The organism is Pseudoalteromonas shioyasakiensis (assembly GCF_019134595.1).
Classification (GTDB): Bacteria; Pseudomonadota; Gammaproteobacteria; order Enterobacterales; family Alteromonadaceae; genus Pseudoalteromonas; species Pseudoalteromonas shioyasakiensis_A.
Genome location: NZ_CP077770.1, coordinates 1,515,081 through 1,533,955, shown reverse-complemented (window position 1 = coordinate 1,533,955; position 18,875 = coordinate 1,515,081). Strand labels below are relative to the sequence as shown.

Genomic DNA, 18,875 nt, shown 5'->3' with positions numbered 1-18,875 from the left:
AATTATTCGCCTTCGAATTCAACCAACTTTAAGATTTTGATGCCCATATCAGCAACTCGTTGCTCACCACCCAGCTCAGGTAAAGAAACAACAAATGCGGCATCAGTTGCGTTACCGCCTAGTTTAGCAACTAATTTTGCAGTTGCTTCGATTGTGCCACCTGTCGCTAGTAAGTCATCTACCAGTAACACTTTATCGCCAGGGACAATTGCGTCTGTATGAAGCTCAAGAATATCTTCACCATACTCTAATTGGTAACTTTGTGAAATCACTTCACGAGGAAGCTTGCCTGGTTTACGAACTGGAATGAATGGAATACCTAGTGCGTAAGAAAGTGGTGCACCGAAGATAAAACCACGAGATTCAGTACCGATGATTTTTGTAAAACCTTGGTCTTTATATGCTGCAATAAAGCTGTCGATAGTTGCTTTAAATGCGTCAGCATTAGCCATTAAAGTTGTTACGTCGCGGAACATAATGCCCGGCTTTGGGTAATCAGCGATCGTTGCAATGCTCTGTTTGATGAGCGTTGAAGTTGCTTGAGTCATAATTATACTGCTCAAAAAGTTTATCTAACAAAGCTCGAGAGTATAACATCACCTTAGTAGAAAGTCGGTAGCAAGTTTCGAAATTAATCACTTAACAAGAAATATCAACTATAAAAAAGGCTGCATTATGCAGCCTATTGTCTTAAATTTGCTTGCGCAGATTAAGATAAAGAAGTGATCCAACCAAGAATAGCGTTTAGACAGCCAATGCCACCGAATACAGCTAAAAACGCAATGAAATAAGTTGCATTGAACGGATCTTTAAAGTCTTTATCATTCGACATAGTTACTACCTTTATTTAAGCACGACAAAATAAGGCGCACATAATAGTCGAACTGCCCTCATCAATAAAGAGCTTTAGCCGATTTTTAAACCAATGTATTAGTCACCACAATGCCGCGCTCTGCCATGGCACTTAAGGTATTGAGCGCTCCCTGATACAGCTGCTCTTGGCTAAATTGAGGCGCATGCTCTGCAACTGCTTGGCATACATCATTAAAATCTGCACCCGGCTGAGATTCTATGATACTAAGAAGTAATGCGGTCATCGCATTTGTCGATAAAAATTGTACTTCGTCATCACTATCACGATAAACCACAAAGTAACTTGGTTGTGCCGCAGGTTCACTTGGTTGATTATCTACACTGATGGTATGAACAGGAAAACTGTAACTCAAGTTACGCGCAAGCGAACTTAAGAATAATGCAGAGCTTGTCACTTGATGAGCCGATAAGCTCACTTCTTCTGGCACCTCTTGAGCAACCGATACATCGAGCTCAACCCATTCATAGTGCGCTAGTTCTAACATAAACGCGGGATCATCACTTTGCACTTCATAGTCATTAGCAAGAAAGGCCAAAAACTCCCCTGCAATATCTAAAAAATAAGGAGATTTACAATCATGCTGGCTAAAAAACTGCCTAACGAGGCTATGCCAAGCTTGCTCTGAATATAAACTTTTTAGTACTGGATACGCAGAGCTAACAAACCCATCCACATTATTAAAAAATAAGTCGCGATAAATCGCCATCCGGCGCTCTTCAACATCGCTAGGCTTAGCATGTTGCTGAGGGTCGCGTATATGCGCCATAAACGCTTGCTGCACTTTGGTAAAATTATTAGGCACTGCATTTCACCCTTGCTTGGTTTTGCTTGTTAGCTGTTTGCTGCAGTGCTTCAATGGTTTTCAGCTCAGCTAATAACTCACTCATCGGCGGAATATTAAAATCACGCTCTAACAAGGTAGGAAATACCCCATGAACTTCATAAGCTTTTCCAAGCAATTGCCAAACAGGATCGATAACTGGCGCACCATGGGTATCAACCAGTAAATCTTCGGCCTCAGTGTAGTGGCCCGCAACATGCCCATAGGCAATACGTTTTGTTGGTAAGGCCGCTAAGAATTGCTCAGCGTCGTAACCATGATTAATCGAATTAACGTAAATGTTATTCACGTCGAGCAGCAGTTTACAATCCGCTTCTTCTAAAACAGCATTAGTAAATTCAAGTTCTGTCATTTGTTGGCCAGGGGCGCCATAGTAAGAGACATTTTCGATGGCAATTGGCTGCTCTAGAATATCTTGTACTTGCCTAATACGAGAGGCCACATGTTTAATTGCATCTTCAGTAAATGGTATAGGCATTAAATCGTACATATGCCCTTCGCCCGAGCAGTAGCTTAAGTGTTCGCTGAATAAACGAATATTATGCTCTTTAAAAAAGGCTTTAAGCGATTGCACAAAGTCAATATCAAGCGCTGCTGGTGAACCAATTGATAACGATAAGCCATGGCATACAAAGGCATGTTTTTCGGTAAGCTGTTTAAATTGTTTACCAAAACGTCCCCCAAGCTTTAGCCAGTTTTCTGGCGCAACTTCTAAAAACTCAATGGGTTTTGGAACATCAATGAGCATTTCATCAAGCATTTCTCGGCGCAAACCTAAACCAACCTGCCCAAAACCAGCTACTGATTCTTTTAACATACTACCTCCTACTAAAAAGGGCCTTTACGGCCCTTTTAAAAGCTAAATGAGCGCTTAGTGGTTAGAACCACATTTACCTTCGCCACACTTACCTTCTTTAGCTTTCTTTTTGTCTGCGCCACATTTACCTTCGCCGCACTTACCTTCTTTAGCTGCTTTTTTGTCTGCGCCACATTTACCTTCGCCGCACTTACCTTCTTTAGCTGCTTTTTTGTCTGCGCCACATTTACCTTCGCCGCACTTGCCTTCTTTAGCTGCTTTTTTGTCTGCGCCACATTTACCTTCGCCGCACTTGCCTTCTTTAGCTGCTTTTTTGTCTGCGCCACATTTACCTTCGCCGCACTTACCTTCTTTAGCTGCTTTTTTGTCTGCGCCGCATTTACCTTCGCCACACTTACCTTCAGCGGCATCTAGCTGATAGCCTGCTTGCATTTGCTGAAATTCAAATGGGTTTGCACTGGCATCAGTGGCTGCAAAACTTGACGCACCTACTACAACCGCACCTAATGTTAATGCAATTGAATTTTTCTTAACTGTGTTCATTCGATGACTCGCTTTTTTATAAAGGGTTATTAAACAAGACCCGAGAACTAAAAATTACTTTCAAAATTTTTATAATTATTTTCTGAAAGTGCCTAGAATGCAAATTACGATTTATAAAACAATCCAGAACAGCTAGAATACGCGTCCTAATTTTTGATGAGTTAACAGGTATCATGCGACTAGTTTTAGCACCGATGGAAGGCGTTGTGGATTTTAAAATGCGACAACTCCTAACTGATTTAGGTGGATTTGATTTATGCGTAACGGAGTTTGTTCGCGTCGTTGAAGACACGCTCCCTGAACGCGTGTTTCATCGCTATTGCCCTGAGCTAAAAACAGCTGGCTATACCCGTGCAGGTACACCAGTTCGTATTCAGTTATTAGGTCAAGTTGCCGATGCTTTGGCAGCAAATGCCGTTAAAGCAATAGGCTTAGGCTCGCATGGCATTGACTTAAATTTTGGTTGCCCTGCTAAAACAGTGAACAAAAGTAAAGGTGGTGCGGTACTATTAAAAGACCCTGAGCATATGTACGACATTATCAAAGCCGTACGTGATGCCGTTGATCCTTGTCATGAGGTTAGTGCCAAAATCAGGCTCGGTTTTGATGACGACAGCAATAGCCAAGAAATTGTTGATGCTGTTGTTAGCGCGGGTGCTTCAAGTCTTGCTATTCATGCCAGAACTAAAAGAGATGGTTACAACCCACCGGCATACTGGGAAAAAATCCCCCCGTTGATCAAAGATAAAAATATTTCGGTCGTTGCTAACGGCGAAATTTGGCAAGTTGAAGATGCCATGCTTTGTCAAAAACGCAGTCATTGCCAAGACTTAATGCTTGGTCGTGGTGCATTAGCGATGCCTGATTTAGCAAAACAAATAAAATCTCATGCAAAAAACGAGCATTACACTCCGATGTTATGGGAACATGTGATTTACCACATTATTCATTCATCTATGCACCAAGACGAGAGTAAATGTGAAAAGTATTTTGCTTCTCGTACTAAGCAATGGCTCGGCTATTTAAAACGTCAATATCCACAAGCTAACGCACTTTTTGATGAGATCCGCCGTCTAAAAGCCAAAGATGAAGTTGCAGATGTACTAAGAAAGTACGCGAAAGCGCCGAGTATTGATACAAATCATAATTAGCAAATCGATTTTGTTTGATAATACCAGTATTGCCCACTTGGAAGAAAAGCGATGAACAATACTGAAATTCAAACAAAGTTATCTGCAGAACTTGCGCAGGTTAGACAACGTTTACTCGATATGCTGGCTAATTCTGATCAAGCCTATCATCAGCAACTGCTATCGCAACTCAAGGATAATCCCCCTTCAGACTGGTTAGAGCTGACAGCAAATAATCTCGGTTCTGAGTATCAAATATTGATTGCTCGAATAGAAAAGTTAGAAGCAGCACTATGCCAAATCGATATTGGGCAGTATGGCTATTGCTGTGATTGTGAAGAAAAAATTGATGACGAACGTTTACTCGCAGATCCTGCAAGCCAACGTTGCCGACGTTGCGCTCCATAGAGCGCAGCGCAGTACTAATTTATAAAAATAAAGCTCATCGCAGGATAAAGCACGATATCCTCAATTAACCAATCAGCTTGCTGCTGATCTACACCTAAACGCTTCATCAAGTTAACACGTGCTTGTTGTTCACTCCACGTGTGATAATGAATACCCAAATCAGTTTCCATCATAACTTGCCAGAAGTATTGCTCGCCTTGTGTGAGTTTACGCTTACTTTTGAGCGGGTCGAGATAATCAAGCTGCCAATCAAGGCCTGTGTGCTGATGATTTTCTACAAAATAATTCATTACTAATGGTTTAGCGTGAGAGTCTGATACAGGTAATACAAAATCTGCACTCTGCGATTGCTTTAACGAAGCCTGGATTTCACTTAACCAATTTAAAGGCGGCTTAGTCTCACCACTAAAGTAATTAAGTTTACTTTGGTACCAATCTTTACCATTTGCCAAACCGACTAAACCAAGTTTTGTACGCGGTTTATATTGAGTTAAATATTGATTAAGTTTACTAAGTGCTGCTTGTACACTGTCATCACTATTATCAAGGTGCGATTTGACCATATTATGTAAAAACGTTAATTCGATTTTATTTAATTTCAGATTGCTTTGCTCAGCTGCAATTAACTTTGTTTCAACTAACTCTAGCCAGTTAGCTAATGCATTTTCTGAGTAGTCATCTAATGAACGAGCTTGGCTAATAACATCACGTTGTACAGGCCATACAAAGTAACGCTCAGGATAACGCTCAGCAATAATTAAATAATTTAATTGCGCCTGTTGTGACACATCTAACTTAGTCACTTTTAGTCCTTGATAGGCTTGATGACGCGCTTGCAAATAACTTTCTGAGAAAGGCCAGCTAGCAGCTTCACTTTGCTGTTCTTGAGTCGATAATAAATTATTAATAGTTTGCAGCGCTTGCTGCCCTTCACTAAATGTTTTGAAACCTGATGTTTGCTCAGAGCAAGCTATCAGCATCACACTTGCGACAACTAATAATACGATCTGTCTTAGCATTTTAAAATTCCATAAAAAAAGCCCCAGAGGGGCTTTTTAATTTAAAACAACATCAATTAGATTTTTACACCGTTACGAGCGGCTTTATCTTTGATGAAGGTTGACCAGCTCTTCGCGAAACGACGCGTGCGCGGATCATCCATTGCTTTAGTGATAGCGTTGTAAGCTTGCTTGTACTTCTCTTGGTAATAGTAAGCTTCAGCTAAATCAGAGTAGATAGTTCCTTTTTTGTCAGAACCTAACTCTAATGCCTTGTTCAAACGAACAACGGCTGCACTATAGTTTTGCGATTGTAAAAGTAATGAACCCGCTTTGCGGTAAAGCTCTGCATCGTCATCAAATTTAGCCGCTTCTTCATAGTATTTAGCTGCTTTTTCAATATCTTTAGAGCGGTGGTAGTTAGATGCCACTGCGCTGATATTTTGCTTGTTACGCTTAACTTTTTCTTCGTTGATTGCCTTTTCAAGCACGACTGCTGCTTTATAAGGAATATCAGTTAACGAATAGAAGTTAGAAAGTACTTTGTATTCAACTTCGTTTTCAAAATAGCCATTTTTGTAGGCAACTTCCATGGTCGCTAGACCCTTCTTGAAGTCTTCGGTTTGTAGGTAGTATTTACCTAAACCAACCCAGGCTTTTTTGTCTTCAGGCCAAACACGAACAATCTCTTCAGCTACTTCTACCATTTTTTTGTACTGTTTAAGTTCAAAATAGGCAGCTAGCTTTAATTGGTAAGAAGCTTTAGCAGGTTCTTTTGCCAATTCAATTGCTTTGTCTGCAGCAGGAAGTACGTCTTTGTAAAGTTTTAACTCGTAGTTTGCTTGCGCAATACGCGTATAAACTTTGTCGTCTTCCTCACCTGTGAAGTCCATCCAAGCTGCATAAGCTTCTTTCGCTTTTGCATATTGCTCAGTACCCGCGTACATATCACCTAGAAGTTTTAGGCCTTGCTCTTGGTCAGCAAAGTTTAAAACATCAGGCTTAACTGCCGCTGAGATGTGCTTAATAGCCAATTGGTACTGCTCTTTTTGAGCGTACATTTGGCCTAAGTAACGATCGACTGTTGCCTTATCGAAATCGTCCGAAGGATCAATTTCTTTAAGTAGTGCAATCGCTTCATCAAGCTTATCTTCATTGTACAAGTCAAACGCTTTAATAACTTTCTTACCAACGCGCTCTCCCATAACTTTAGTTTTTGCTTTTTTACGCGCTTCAATCTTCGCGTAATCTGGCGCCGCTAAAGCAGGTGCAGTAAAAGCTACACCTGATAGAGACATAAGAAGCGCAAGTGCTGTTACTTTAGATAAATTTCTCATTACTCGCCTCCTTAGTTGCCTTGGTTAAGTTTAAAGTCTAATTGTACTTGAAGACCAAATTGCTTCTGTGGTTTACCATCGATGATTTTCGGACGGTACTTCCACTTACGTAGCGCACGTTTAGCTTCGCGGTCAAAGATACGTTTAGGATCTGCGTCGATCACTTCAACGTCTTCTACACCACCTACTTCATTGATAGTGAATGAAAGTTGTACCCAACCTTCTTTACCATCACGCGCTGCTTGCGTAGGGTATTTTGGTTCAATACGAACGATAGGTGTCGCGTCACCATCACGTCCAAATGCACCTGGACCACTTAGGCCACCAGCTGTGCTACCCACATCGATGCTTGGCATATTAAATGACAAACCACCAGTGTTCGGGTTGCTGTTTTCCGGCTGAGGCGGCTGCGGCTTAGGCGGCTGCTTTGGCGGTGGCGGAGGCGGAGGCGGAACACGCTTCCTCTCCTGCACCTTAGATTCAGGCGGATTCGTCATAATTTCGACTACAATCTGTTCTTTTTGTTCAGTCGCACGATCAGCTCCACCGGAGATGAGGTACGCCATGAAGTAGAACAAGCCGAAAGTAACTGCCCCACCTGCAATCAGTGAAAACAGAAAACGAATCATTACTGATCTCCAGCTATTGAAATTTTAAGGTTATCACCCGTCGCTTTGATCTGGTCCATAACTTTAACTACTACGCCGTGTTTTGCTTCTTTATCAGCTTGCAAAATTACAACTTCAGTAGGTTGTTCTGCTAATAAACTTTCAAGCTTAGCTGATACACGCTCAACGTCTACTTGTTGTTTATCAATCCAGATCGCACCGTCAGCACGGATAGCAACAAAAATGTTTGCATTTTTTTGCTTCGTAGCTGCAGCTGCTTTAGGTTTATTGACTTCGATACCAGCCTCTTTAACGAACGATGTAGTTACGATAAAGAAAATAAGCATGATAAATACGATGTCAAGCATTGGCGTCATGTCAACCGCTGCTTCTTCTTCTTCACGAAAACGTTGTTTACGTGCCATATTTAATTCTCTCTCTAGTGATGAGGCATGCTATCTACAAGTTTAGCTTTCGCCATTCTCGCTCTCGCTTCTAGACGTGAGCTAAAGAATACTCCAGATAGTGCCGCAACCATTCCAGCCATTGTTGGGATTGTTGCCATTGAAATACCTGATGCCATTAAACGTGCGTTACCAGTACCTTGAGTAGCCATGGTTTCGAAAACCGCGATCATACCCGTTACAGTACCTAATAAGCCGATTAAAGGACAAACAGCTACTAATGTCTTAATCAACAACATACGCTGATCTAATTTTTCAGACGCTTCAGAAATCCATGCTTCACGGATTCTGTGTGCGTACCAAGACGTAGTGTCTTGGCGGGCATCCCACTGAGCTACAATGTTCTTCGTCATACGAGGAAACTCAGCTAGTAGGAACCAATAGCGCTCAATCATTAAAACCCACATAAGAAAGAGTGCTATCGCGACCACGTATAATACCTGGCCGCCTGTGCCAACAAAATCCCTGATAGATTCCCAGATCTCCATCAGGACTAGCATTAGGCTTTCTCCTTCTCCGCGTGAGCAGCGATGATACCAGCGCTTTGCTCATCAAGGACGTGTAGAACCGACTTACTACGACCCGCAACAATTGAGTGAAGTAGAATAAGTGGTAGAGCTGCAATTAGACCTAACGCTGTAGTAACAAGTGCTAGAGAGATATTACCAGCCATGATCTTCGGATCACCTGTACCGAACAATGTGATTGTTTGGAACGTAAGGATCATACCGATTACCGTACCTAGTAGACCTAGTAATGGAGCGATTGCTGCCAAGATCTTGATGATGTTGATACCAGCTTCGATGCGAGGCGTTTCACGTAGGATTGCTTCGTCAAGTTTAAGCTCAAGGTTTTCAACGTCTTGATTCTTGTTGTCAGCGTAAACCTTAAGAATACGACCCAGTGGGTTGTTTGTATTCGGAGTAGAAAGGTTTTTAAGCTGGCTCTTGATCTTAGTGCTAGTAAGCGCAAGATCAATGAAACGAACGATGAAGATAAGTAGACCAACAATAAGTAATACTGTGATGATGTAACCTACTTCAGCACCTTGCTCGTAGTATTCCATTAGTGATTTCTTCTGCGTGTTGATACGTAAGATCGCGCCACGAGTCGGGTCGATGTATACGCCAGCATAGTTATCTGCAGAAGTACCTTCTAAATCGCTGATACCAGCTAGGATGTAGCTATCAGGTTGCTTACCTAGAGGTTGAATCGCTTTAGTTTCTGGAGAGTAGATTAAATAACCGTCGTCAGTTACTAAGTTGAAGTTACCGATACGAGTTACTTGCTTCACAGAAGATGAACCGTCAAGACCTGCAACTTCAGTTTCGAAAGTTGAAACTTTAGCAGACTCAGTCATTTCAGTTTGAAGAGAAATCCAAAGCTCTTCTAGTTCACGAACAGTTGGAAGTTCTTTCGCAGCAGCTAGTGAGCGAAGTACTTCAGCACGTCCTGGTTTTTCAGCAGAAACAAGTGATGCTTCGATTGAACCGATTGCATCAGCAGCTGCACGACGTACAACACCGAACATCTCACCTAATGTACCTTGAGCGTTTAAAAGAGCTTGCTCTTTTTCAGCTAAAGTATTTTCGTTTTGAGCATATTCTTTAGCTAAACGGTCACCACGTGCTTTTTCAGCAGCTAGATCGCTTTTAGCTTTGTTAAGTAACGCTTGCTTGTCAGCACGAGCTGAAAGGAACTCTTGTTCACGTTGCTTATTTAATTTGCCTTCAGAGATACGTTCTTGCTTAACTTGCTCAAGAATTTTGTCTAAAGCATCAGTGTTTGCGTGTGCATTAAGCGCGGTACCTGCAGAAACAGATAGTACTGCTGCAACAGCAAAACCTTTAAATAGTTTCTTCATTATTGATTACTCCGCGCCAAAAATTGGTAGTTTAACAAGTTCTAATGTCGCTTGTTTACGCGCCATACGGATAACTTCTTTAACAGGTTTTAGGTATTCTTCACCTAATTCTTTCCACTGTTTAGTGTTGTTATCCCACACCCACGCGTGCTTAAGGTCAAAAGACTGAGCTACGTAAGTGATACGACCTAAACGACCGAAGTCAACGTTGATGCTTTTACCATCGATCTCAAGAGTACCTTGAGAAGCAGTTACAGCTGAGCTGTATGCAGTTTCAACAGTGTAAGCTTCAAGAACTTGGCGGAATTTTTCAGATGTAGTAACTGATGCTGACGCCATGATGTCACGAAGTCTTTCAACACGTGCAAGACGGTTTTCAAGATTGAACGGAACGTCCGCTTTGATGAATTGCTCAAGCGTATCGATCATGCGATACATCAAAGGCACAACGTTTTGTTTCGTGTTATCGATAGTTGCGATTTGACGGTCAAACGATTCGATTGAAGCGTTTTGGTCAGCGACCAAACGTGCTACGTGATCGTTATAAACCTTCATTAGCTCAGTTTCGTCAACAATGCTACGGTACTCAGCGATTAGCTCTTGAGTTTGACCATATACATTGTCAATTTTAGTTTGAGACTTAACAGCAGCCTTTTGAATTTGTTGACCTGCATCTTGCACATCTTTCAAAGGATCTGCAATCACATTGCTGCTTGCAAATGCAAAAGCGCCAACCAACGCTGATGCTACAAGACTCTTTCTGATTTTAACAGACATAGTTCCCAACCAATTAAGTAATGTTACTTTTATAATTTAATTATCCTCCGAAGAGAACAACCCTGATATCTTTTAATAGATATCAACTCTCCAATAATGCTAAATGCATCAGAGTCTGTCAACTTGATGTTCGGCTTTCATCGGAAAAATTTGGTGACTCGTCGTTGAGATGAAAATAACCAAAACAACGAATTAACAAAAATATAACAGAGGTGTTCATGTGATACTTCTATAGCCCTTTGCTGGCGAACATTGCATTGATGCAAGCTTCAACCTTAAACATAAATGTAACATTTCACCAAATCTGAAAATGCTGAAGAAAAATGAAAAAAAAATTCACTTTGTTCATCTAATAAATCTGTTTAGAAGAATTTTTATTCATCCACTAGCTATTCCTGCTCAATAAGCAGTCAAATCAGACACTAAACACAAGAATGAGGGAGTTGAAATCTCTCACCGCTACGGGTGAGAGATTTAGAATACGGCGCGGTCTTTTACAAGTTTAGCGAGTGATATAATTGAATCAACTTCAAGTTTTTCAAATATTTTCGCTTTGTATGTACTAACCGTTTTGTTACTAATGAAGAGCTTTTCACCTATATCTTTGTTCGATAAACCTTGCAGTAGATAATTCATCACTGCGAGTTCACGTTCAGTGAGTAACTCGTCTATGTCTTTTTCAGACGCTATTAGGTGTTCTTGAGGAAAGAAAGTATAACCCCGCAATATCATTTCAACTGCAGAGGAGATATCTTCAAGGCTTTCGGCCTTGTTAACAAATCCTTGAGCGCCTAGTTTTGCTGCGGTACGAATAATATGCTTGTCTTGCTTAGCAGATAAAAACAATACTTTGCCAGTAAACCCACTACTGACTGCACGCTTATATAAACTAAAGCCATCTGAGTCTTCTAACTCAATGTCTAAAATTGCCAGCGCTACATTATTACTTTTTAAAAACTGCAATGCTTCCTTTTGACTTCCAACAGCTTGTACTTCGTTCACTAGTGTAGACTTAGCGAGTACCATTTTAATTGCTGTTGCCACCATTGGGTGGTCGTCTACCAAAAGTATATTGTTTCCTATGCTCATCGATTAGCAAACCTTCATTATATTTCATCAAACAGGTAAAAGTTACTCAGCATTTTTTCCACATGTGGATAAATTAAGTTTAGCGGGTTATTTCTAGATTGCTGAAAATAACTATAAACTTTTAGCTGATAACATTAAGGCTCGATGAAAACTACTAACTAAACATAACAGGTGATGTCATGTTAAAAATAAATTTCATCAGTACAGCATATAATACTTTAGTTATGGAGAGTAGCTTTTAGGGCATAGAATGCGAAGTTCTAGCTTATTGGCTGATTAATTTAGTCTTAAACAATGCCTTTGGAGGAAGATAATTTCGGTACAATTTATTCGTGTTTATTGAGGGTTTAAACTTGAGGTGTGGCAGGGCATGGAAATGAATTTTGGTGAAACAGAAACTGTTTCACCAAAATGCTTAGGTTCGCATAATAAATTATGCTACTTCTACGTTCTCAGCTTCAGGGCCTTTTTGACCTTGTTTGATGCCGAAAGATACTTGCTGACCTTCGCTTAAAGTGCGGAAGCCTGTACCTGTGATAGCGCTGAAGTGTACGAATACATCAGGGCCATTTTCTTGTTCAATAAAACCGAAACCTTTAGCTTCGTTGAAGAACTTAACTTTACCAGTAACCGTGTTTGACATACCAAATTTTCCTGTAAGTCAATTATTAAAATTCAGCCATAATGGCTCTATCCTCCCTGAGTGAATGCCCAATAAACTTGGGGTAAAGTACAGGAAGAACCAATAACCAAACCGGTAACCGTACAGCCGCACATTATCCGTAAATTCAATACGCAAAAACTCAAAGCAATTTAAGACTAACACATTAAATTGCTTTTAGCTCTATTAATCGAAAATAATTTTAAGGTCAACTGCCTAAACATAAATATATGACAGTACTATTTATAAACAATTAATTATCAATGAAAAAAAGCCCATCAAATAGATGGGCTTTTAAATTCTCAATTTATAGCTTGCTAAAACTTATTTAACTTGCCAATCCATTTGCGCTTCAGCTTTGATTGGTACCACTTCTGAATCGCCTAGTTTATAGCTTGCTGGTACTGTCCAGCTCTCTTTTACCAATGTAATTGTATCTTGGTTTCGAGGCATACCATAGAAGTCAGGGCCAAAGTGGCTCGCGAAACCTTCTAGCTTGTCTAAAGCTCCTGCTTCTTCAAACGCTTCAGCATAAAGCTCAATAGCTGCGTGAGCAGTATAAGCCCCTGCACAACCACAAGCCGCTTCTTTTTTGTCTTTGTAATGTGGTGCAGAATCAGTACCTAAGAAGAATTTTTTGCTACCGCTTGTTGCAGCACCAATTAGCGCTTGCTGATGAATGTTACGCTTTAGAATAGGTAAGCAGTAATAATGCGGGCGAATACCACCTGCGAGCATATGATTACGGTTATAAAGAAGGTGATGAGCAGTAATGGTTGCAGCAACATTCTCTGGTGCATTATTAACAAACTCTACCGCATCTTTTGTCGTGATGTGCTCAAGCACAATTTTAAGACTCGGGAAGTCATTAACCACGTCCGCTAGAATTGTTTCTAGGAATATCTTCTCACGGTCAAAAATATCGATTGATGAATCGGTTACTTCACCATGCACTAGCAGCAACATCCCAACTTCTTGCATTGCCTCAAGTACCGGGTAAATGTTTTTGATTGATGTTACACCCGAATCTGAGTTGGTAGTCGCACCAGCTGGGTACAACTTAGCAGCAACAATTTTACCTGTCGCTTTAGCTTTTTTGATTTCTTCTGGTGTAGTTTTGTCTGTTAGGTAAAGCACCATTAATGGTTCAAAGTTACCTTGTGGGCCCGCTGCTTTAATTCGCTCGTAGTAAGATAAAGCAGTGTCTGTGCAGGTTGCCGGTGGAACAAGGTTCGGCATGATGATCGCGCGCCCCATGTAACGGCTAGCATCACGAACGGTATCAACGAGTTGCTCGCCATCACGTAAATGAATGTGCCAATCATCTGGGCGTGTAATTGTTAGAGTTTGCATCGAATTTAAATCTGACATTGCTTGTTTCCACGGCTAAAGTTAGGGGGATAGCGTAAACATTGAGCAAATAACCTCGCTTATTTACCCAAGTTCATATTCAGGTGCCTAGTTTACACCAGTTCCAGTTTTTTTTGAAAATAACTTTGTGGATAGTTTGATAGTAGGTTAACGTAATAAATTAATACAACATTTCGGTTACCTTTTAATCTATGCCTAAGAGTTTAGACGCTGCTTTTGCACTTGAGGTCAAAACAGACCAACTACATATTATCAATCAGTTCTCATCCTCTGTGATGCAATTAGACACAGTTGAAGAGCTATTAGAGTATGTCACGTCAGAAGTGGTAAGCCGCCTAGGTTTTATAGAGTGTGTTATTTATCTAGCAGACGATAAAACGCGTACCCTTAAAGAAATGGCGTCTATTGGCACTGCAAGCAGCCACGATACTTACCATATCGATCGTACAGAAATCAGCTTTGATCAAGGTATTACTGGGTATGTCGCAAGCACTGGTATACCGTTAATGATTGGCGATGTAAGTAAAGACCCGCGTTATATCGCAGACTCTCGCCCTGCTCTTTCTGAGCTTTGTGTACCATTAGTTTACAAAGAAAAAGTTCTGGGTGTCATTGACTGTGAGCACCCGCAAAAAGATTACTACAACGACGCGCATTTAGAGATTTTATCAACAGTAGCGCATCTATTAAGTGCCAAGATAAATCAGGTTCGCACCGTAGAAGATTTACAGCAAACTGTGATGCAGTTAAACGATGCACAAAAACTAGAACGCTCGATGCTGCAAATAGCCAATCTAACTTATCAATCGAGCGAGCTAGATAGTTTCTTTGAGTCTTTACATGGCATTATTACCTCTTTACTTAGAGCAGATAACTTTTTTATTGGCTTGTATGACAAGCAACTCGATGTGCTTGATTTAGTTTATATTATCGAAGAAGGCGTGCGGTCTAACGCGCACAAGAAAATATCGAAAGAACAACTAAAAGACACTGCATCTTATTATTTATTAAACATCGACCAATCTTTACTTTTTACGAAAGAAGAATTTCAACAGCACATTGATGCGGGTCATTTCAAAATGGTTGGTCGCCAGGCCGAGTCTTGGTTAGGTGTGCCATTTAAAGTAAATGAGCGTATTAGTGGTGTTATCGCTGTACAAAGTTACAGTGAAAGCTATCACTATGACGAACACGACCGTGCCTTACTCACGTATGTGAGCCGTCAAATTAGCATGGCGATAGACCGTCAATTATCGAGACAAGAGCTTGAGCACCGCGCTCTACACGACGAATTAACTGGCCTTGCTAATCGCTCGTTGCTAATTGAACGAATCAAACATGCGATCCTTCGCCTTGCAAGAGCTGATAAGCGCAATCAACATGCCCTACTCTATCTAGACTTTGACCGCTTCAAGAGTATCAATGATTCATTAGGTCACGAGGTTGGCGACCACTTTTTGGTAAAAATCTGTGAGTTGATCTTAGGTACTATTCGCAACACCGACACCTTTGCCCGTTTAGGGGGAGATGAGTTTGCCATTCTTATGGAAAACATCACCGATAAACAGCAAATTAATGATGCCCTTGACCGAATTCAACAGGCTCTCGCTGAGCCTCTCAATATTGACGGCCACCTATTGCAAGCATCTACCAGTATTGGTGTTGCGTTTTGTGAGAGTAGTCGCGATCAAGCGTATAAACTATTACAACATGCCGATGCAGCAATGTACGAGGCGAAGTCGTCTGGACGAGGCAAGGTTAAGTTTTTCAACAATACTATGCGTAAAAAACTTAAAAATCATGCTGATATAGAAAATGATTTACAGCATGGTATTGAGCATGACGATTTTGAGCTCTATTACCAGCCAATTTTTACCATTCAAGACACAAAAGTTGTAGGGTTTGAAGCGCTCGTACGCTGGCACCACCCTAGTAAAGGCTTTGTCTCACCTAACGATTTTATTCCGGTTGCAGAAGACACTGGCCAGATTATTAATCTAGATTTACATTTGCTTGAGCTTGCTGCTAAGCAAATCTCAAAGTGGACGAGTGAAGGTAAAGCATTTGGCCGCATTACTGTGAATGTGTCATCGCGTCATTTTGCGAGCCTCGATTTTGTGGCACAAATTCATGCCTTGTACTCTAAATACATGCTTCCTTTAGGTTCGCTGTGCTTAGAAATCACCGAATCTGGGCTAATTGGTAATTTAGAGCTTGCTACAAAAATCATCAAGGGCCTTGAGCCTCTTGAAGTAAAACTTTGTTTAGATGATTTTGGTACTGGCTACTCTGCGCTTGGTTATTTACACCAATTACCGATTCACATAATGAAAATTGATAAAAGTTTCATTGACCACTTAAACAAAGCGCACAACCCCTTAGTTGATGCCATTTTATCGTTAGCACAGTCGTTAAAGCTCGATGTTGTTGCTGAAGGGATTGAAACAGAAAAACAATTAGCAATTTTAAAACAAACTCAATGTAAATTTGGCCAAGGCTTTTTAAAAGCGAAACCCATGCCAGCTAGTGAAGCAGAAAAAGTCATCGCTAGCGGCCTGTAATACCAATCCTCAATAATACTTAATTAAGCGAATTGGTATAAGCTAATATAAAAAAGCCTTGCAAATGCAAGGCTTTGTTTAATTTAACTTTACAAGAAATTACAGCTCGCCGGGAGCAAAGTTATCAACGGCTATTGCTTTTTTCCGTAGCTCATTGGCTTGATTCATACGCTCTGCTACCGTCTCATTGATTAAGTTTTTCTCTGCTGCTGCGGCAATTGCGCCCTCGAGTTCAAGGTTTTTGGCAATAGTGCCTTCTTTTTGCCATTTACGAAGCTGCTTAAAGTCTTCATGGGTATCTATCATGGTTAAAAAGGCATTTTCCATTACACCTGTCCCTGCATTTTCATCGACATAACAAAGGTGGGTTAATCTGTCTCTAAAGACCCCAGGTTTGCTCATGTGCTCACACATTGTTTGGGCTAACTCATCACTTGGACGGTGGTAGTGATTACCTAGTGGGAACACAATACGTTTTAGTAAAAAATTAACCACAGGATTAGAGAAGTTTTTAAAGAAGCCGTCGAATGCCTGACCAATGCAGAATAACGAATGCTCAACGGCATATTGCACAAATGGTAGGTCAGCTTGCTGACGTCCTTCATCTTCGTAGCGTTTCAATACACATGAAGCAAGGTATAAGTGGCTAAGCACATCACCTAAACGTGCCGAAATCATCTCTTTGCGTTTTAACTCACCGCCTAATACTAACATGGCAACATCAGTACAAAATGCTAAACCACGGCTCATGCGGCTTAACTGTTTGTAGTAAACAGTAGTTGCGCCACATACAGGGGCTTTAGCAAAGTAACTGCGTGTTAAACCGTGCACAAATGCCATACCCGCATTGCTACCTGCAAAAAGAATGTGTTGCAGTAGTAATGAATCAAATTCTTTTAAAGCAACATCATGATCTTCCATTGCTGCTGCTTCCATTTCTTTTAAAACAAACGGATGACAGCGGGTAGCGCCTTGGCCAAAGATCATCAAATTACGAGTAAGAATATTTGCACCTTCAACAGTAATCGATACCGGGATCCCCATATAACCATGGGCTAAATAGTTATTAGGACCAACTTGAATACCTTTACCAGAATGAATGTCCATAGCATCATTCATTACTGTACGACCCATTTCAGTCATATGGTACTTAGCTATAGCGGTAACCACAGACGGACTCAATTTTAAGTCAATCGCCCCTGCGGTCATTAGCCTTGCTGATTCTAAGGTGTAAGTTAATCCACCAATACGTGCCAATGCCTCTTGGACACCCTCAAATTGGCCGATCGAAACACCAAATTGTTGGCGTACGGTTGCATATGCTGATGTCATTCTTGAAGCCAAATGGCCAGTTGCTGTACTAAGTGCCGGTAACGAAATACCGCGGCCTGCACTTAAACATTCAACTAACATTCGCCAGCCTCGACCAGCGCCCTTTTCGCCACCGATGATCCAATCAAGTGGAATAAACACATCTTTACCGTATGTTGTGCCATTCATAAATGCCATGTTTAACGGGTAATGACGCTCACCTGTTTGTACACCTTCGTGATCAGTTGGAATAAGCGCACATGTAATGCCAAGCTCTTTTTTATCACCTAATAAGCCCTCAGGATCGTACATTTTAAATGCAAGACCCAGCACTGTGGCAATTGGCGCAAGGGTGATATAACGTTTTGACCAGTTAAGTTTTAAACCAATCACTTCTTCACCGTTATGCATGCCCTTACAAACCACCCCTGTATCAGGAATACTGCCTGCATCAGACCCAGCCTCAGGACCTGTTAATGCAAAGCAAGGTACATCATCACCCTTAGCCAGGCTTGGCAACCAACGCTCTTGTTGCTCAGTAGTACCATAGTGAAGCAGTAATTCACCTGGACCTAAGCTATTGGGCACCATAACGGTGACCGCAGCGGTTAAGCTCTTAGTGGCAATTTTCGATACGATGGTTGAATTTGCAATCGCCGAAAACTCGCGACCACCAAATTTTTCAGGAATGATTAACGCAAAAAAACCTTCTTTTTTTAGGTAGTCCCACACTTCTTTTGGTAGGTCTTTATCTTTTTGCACAATTTGATAATCATCAAGCATGGCTAACAAGGTTTCGACTTGCTCGCCCATAAATGCGCGTTCTTTTTCGCTGAGTTCAGGTTTAGGAAAACGATGCAGTTTTTGCCAATCAGGGTTACCACTGAATAGTTCACCATCCCACCAAACATCACCTGCTTCCATAGCTTCACGTTCTGTTTGCGATAACGGCGGCAAAACTTTTTTAAACATACTAAACGTAGGTCGTGTGACAAGATTGAGGCGAATGTCTTTCACCGCAAAAATTACAATCACAGCAACCAGTAACAGAATGATTACGGTCGTCATTGTGCAATCCTTTTATTTTAATTAACTGCTTCAAGTATGACTGATCGTGCCATAAATACAACGTAAGCAGCTCTTACTTAGGTTGTTTTCGACTAGGCAGTTTGTTGTTTACTAAGACACTGCTATTATGCATGGGCAATAAATAACAATAAA

The 18,875-nt window shown here is 41.0% G+C and carries 19 protein-coding genes; 3 read left to right on the top strand and 16 right to left on the bottom strand.

All coding sequences use genetic code 11. The annotated features are described in order from the left end of the window. Window positions 1–2: 2 nt before the first annotated feature. From apt to KQP93_RS07200, 5 genes are all read right to left on the bottom strand, one after another. Entirely contained in the window at window positions 3–548 is a 546-nt protein-coding gene (gene apt, locus KQP93_RS07215; protein ID WP_054551549.1) for an adenine phosphoribosyltransferase, read from the bottom strand. A 161-nt stretch (window positions 549–709) separates the two neighbouring features. After that, on the bottom strand, window positions 710–832 hold the full coding sequence (locus KQP93_RS21470) for a hypothetical protein (protein WP_254907726.1): 123 nt from the start codon (window positions 830–832) through the stop codon (window positions 710–712). Window positions 833–917: 85 nt separating this feature from the next. After that, the gene (locus KQP93_RS07210; RefSeq protein WP_217876755.1) at window positions 918–1,640 is read right to left on the bottom strand and encodes an HvfC family RiPP maturation protein; all 723 of its coding nucleotides are present in this window, start codon (window positions 1,638–1,640) and stop codon (window positions 918–920) included. Between the two features lie 28 nt (window positions 1,641–1,668). Then, window positions 1,669–2,532: an HvfB family MNIO-type RiPP peptide maturase gene (locus KQP93_RS07205; protein WP_217876481.1), complete on the bottom strand. Its 864-nt coding sequence runs from the start codon at window positions 2,530–2,532 to the stop codon at window positions 1,669–1,671. 54 nt (window positions 2,533–2,586) lie between these two features. Beyond that, on the bottom strand, window positions 2,587–3,075 hold the full coding sequence (locus KQP93_RS07200) for an HvfA family oxazolone/thioamide-modified RiPP metallophore (protein ID WP_217876480.1): 489 nt from the start codon (window positions 3,073–3,075) through the stop codon (window positions 2,587–2,589). Window positions 3,076–3,248: 173 nt separating this feature from the next. Here KQP93_RS07200 and KQP93_RS07195 point away from each other — a divergent pair, with 173 nt between their 5' ends. After that, a complete protein-coding gene (locus KQP93_RS07195; protein WP_217876479.1) occupies window positions 3,249–4,226 on the top strand; it encodes a tRNA-dihydrouridine synthase in 978 nt (325 codons plus the stop codon). Between the two features lie 51 nt (window positions 4,227–4,277). After that, window positions 4,278–4,613, top strand: coding sequence for a TraR/DksA family transcriptional regulator (locus tag KQP93_RS07190; RefSeq protein WP_054561739.1), 336 nt, complete (start codon window positions 4,278–4,280; stop codon window positions 4,611–4,613). A 14-nt stretch (window positions 4,614–4,627) separates the two neighbouring features. Here the strand turns inward: KQP93_RS07190 and KQP93_RS07185 are convergent, their stop codons facing one another. From KQP93_RS07185 to pyrC, 10 genes are all read right to left on the bottom strand, one after another. Beyond that, the gene (locus KQP93_RS07185) at window positions 4,628–5,632 is read right to left on the bottom strand and encodes a hypothetical protein (protein ID WP_217876478.1); all 1,005 of its coding nucleotides are present in this window, start codon (window positions 5,630–5,632) and stop codon (window positions 4,628–4,630) included. Between the two features lie 56 nt (window positions 5,633–5,688). Next, window positions 5,689–6,948, bottom strand: a complete 1,260-nt coding sequence (locus tag KQP93_RS07180; RefSeq protein WP_217876477.1) for a tetratricopeptide repeat protein — start codon at window positions 6,946–6,948, stop codon at window positions 5,689–5,691. An 11-nt stretch (window positions 6,949–6,959) separates the two neighbouring features. Next, window positions 6,960–7,577, bottom strand: coding sequence for an energy transducer TonB (locus tag KQP93_RS07175; RefSeq protein ID WP_054551556.1), 618 nt, complete (start codon window positions 7,575–7,577; stop codon window positions 6,960–6,962). Further along, window positions 7,577–7,981 carry an ExbD/TolR family protein gene (locus tag KQP93_RS07170; protein ID WP_054551557.1) on the bottom strand — a complete coding sequence of 135 codons (405 nt, stop codon included), beginning with the start codon at window positions 7,979–7,981 and terminating at the stop codon, window positions 7,577–7,579. The genes KQP93_RS07175 and KQP93_RS07170 overlap by 1 nt, the downstream gene beginning before the upstream one ends. Before the next feature lie 14 nt (window positions 7,982–7,995). Continuing rightward, on the bottom strand, window positions 7,996–8,520 hold the full coding sequence (locus tag KQP93_RS07165) for a MotA/TolQ/ExbB proton channel family protein (RefSeq protein ID WP_054551558.1): 525 nt from the start codon (window positions 8,518–8,520) through the stop codon (window positions 7,996–7,998). Then, complete coding sequence (locus KQP93_RS07160; protein WP_217876476.1) at window positions 8,520–9,884, bottom strand: MotA/TolQ/ExbB proton channel family protein; 1,365 nt, start codon at window positions 9,882–9,884, stop codon at window positions 8,520–8,522. Before KQP93_RS07160 ends, KQP93_RS07165 begins: the two co-directional genes overlap by 1 nt. A gap of 6 nt (window positions 9,885–9,890) precedes the next feature. Next, window positions 9,891–10,661 carry a DUF3450 domain-containing protein gene (locus tag KQP93_RS07155; RefSeq protein WP_062564205.1) on the bottom strand — a complete coding sequence of 257 codons (771 nt, stop codon included), beginning with the start codon at window positions 10,659–10,661 and terminating at the stop codon, window positions 9,891–9,893. Between the two features lie 474 nt (window positions 10,662–11,135). Beyond that, window positions 11,136–11,750, bottom strand: a complete 615-nt coding sequence (locus tag KQP93_RS07150; RefSeq protein WP_063705929.1) for a response regulator transcription factor — start codon at window positions 11,748–11,750, stop codon at window positions 11,136–11,138. A 433-nt stretch (window positions 11,751–12,183) separates the two neighbouring features. Beyond that, a complete protein-coding gene (locus tag KQP93_RS07145; protein WP_036967526.1) occupies window positions 12,184–12,393 on the bottom strand; it encodes a cold-shock protein in 210 nt (69 codons plus the stop codon). Between the two features lie 342 nt (window positions 12,394–12,735). Further along, window positions 12,736–13,782, bottom strand: a complete 1,047-nt coding sequence (gene pyrC / locus KQP93_RS07140) for a dihydroorotase (RefSeq protein WP_217876475.1) — start codon at window positions 13,780–13,782, stop codon at window positions 12,736–12,738. Window positions 13,783–13,973: 191 nt separating this feature from the next. On the opposite strand from pyrC, the gene KQP93_RS07135 reads away from it, so the two are divergent. Next, window positions 13,974–16,343, top strand: a complete 2,370-nt coding sequence (locus tag KQP93_RS07135) for an EAL domain-containing protein (protein ID WP_217876474.1) — start codon at window positions 13,974–13,976, stop codon at window positions 16,341–16,343. A gap of 99 nt (window positions 16,344–16,442) precedes the next feature. Here KQP93_RS07135 and KQP93_RS07130 read toward each other — a convergent pair whose 3' ends face one another. After that, window positions 16,443–18,722, bottom strand: a complete 2,280-nt coding sequence (locus KQP93_RS07130; RefSeq protein ID WP_217876473.1) for an acyl-CoA dehydrogenase — start codon at window positions 18,720–18,722, stop codon at window positions 16,443–16,445. Between the last annotated feature and the right edge of the window lie 153 nt (window positions 18,723–18,875).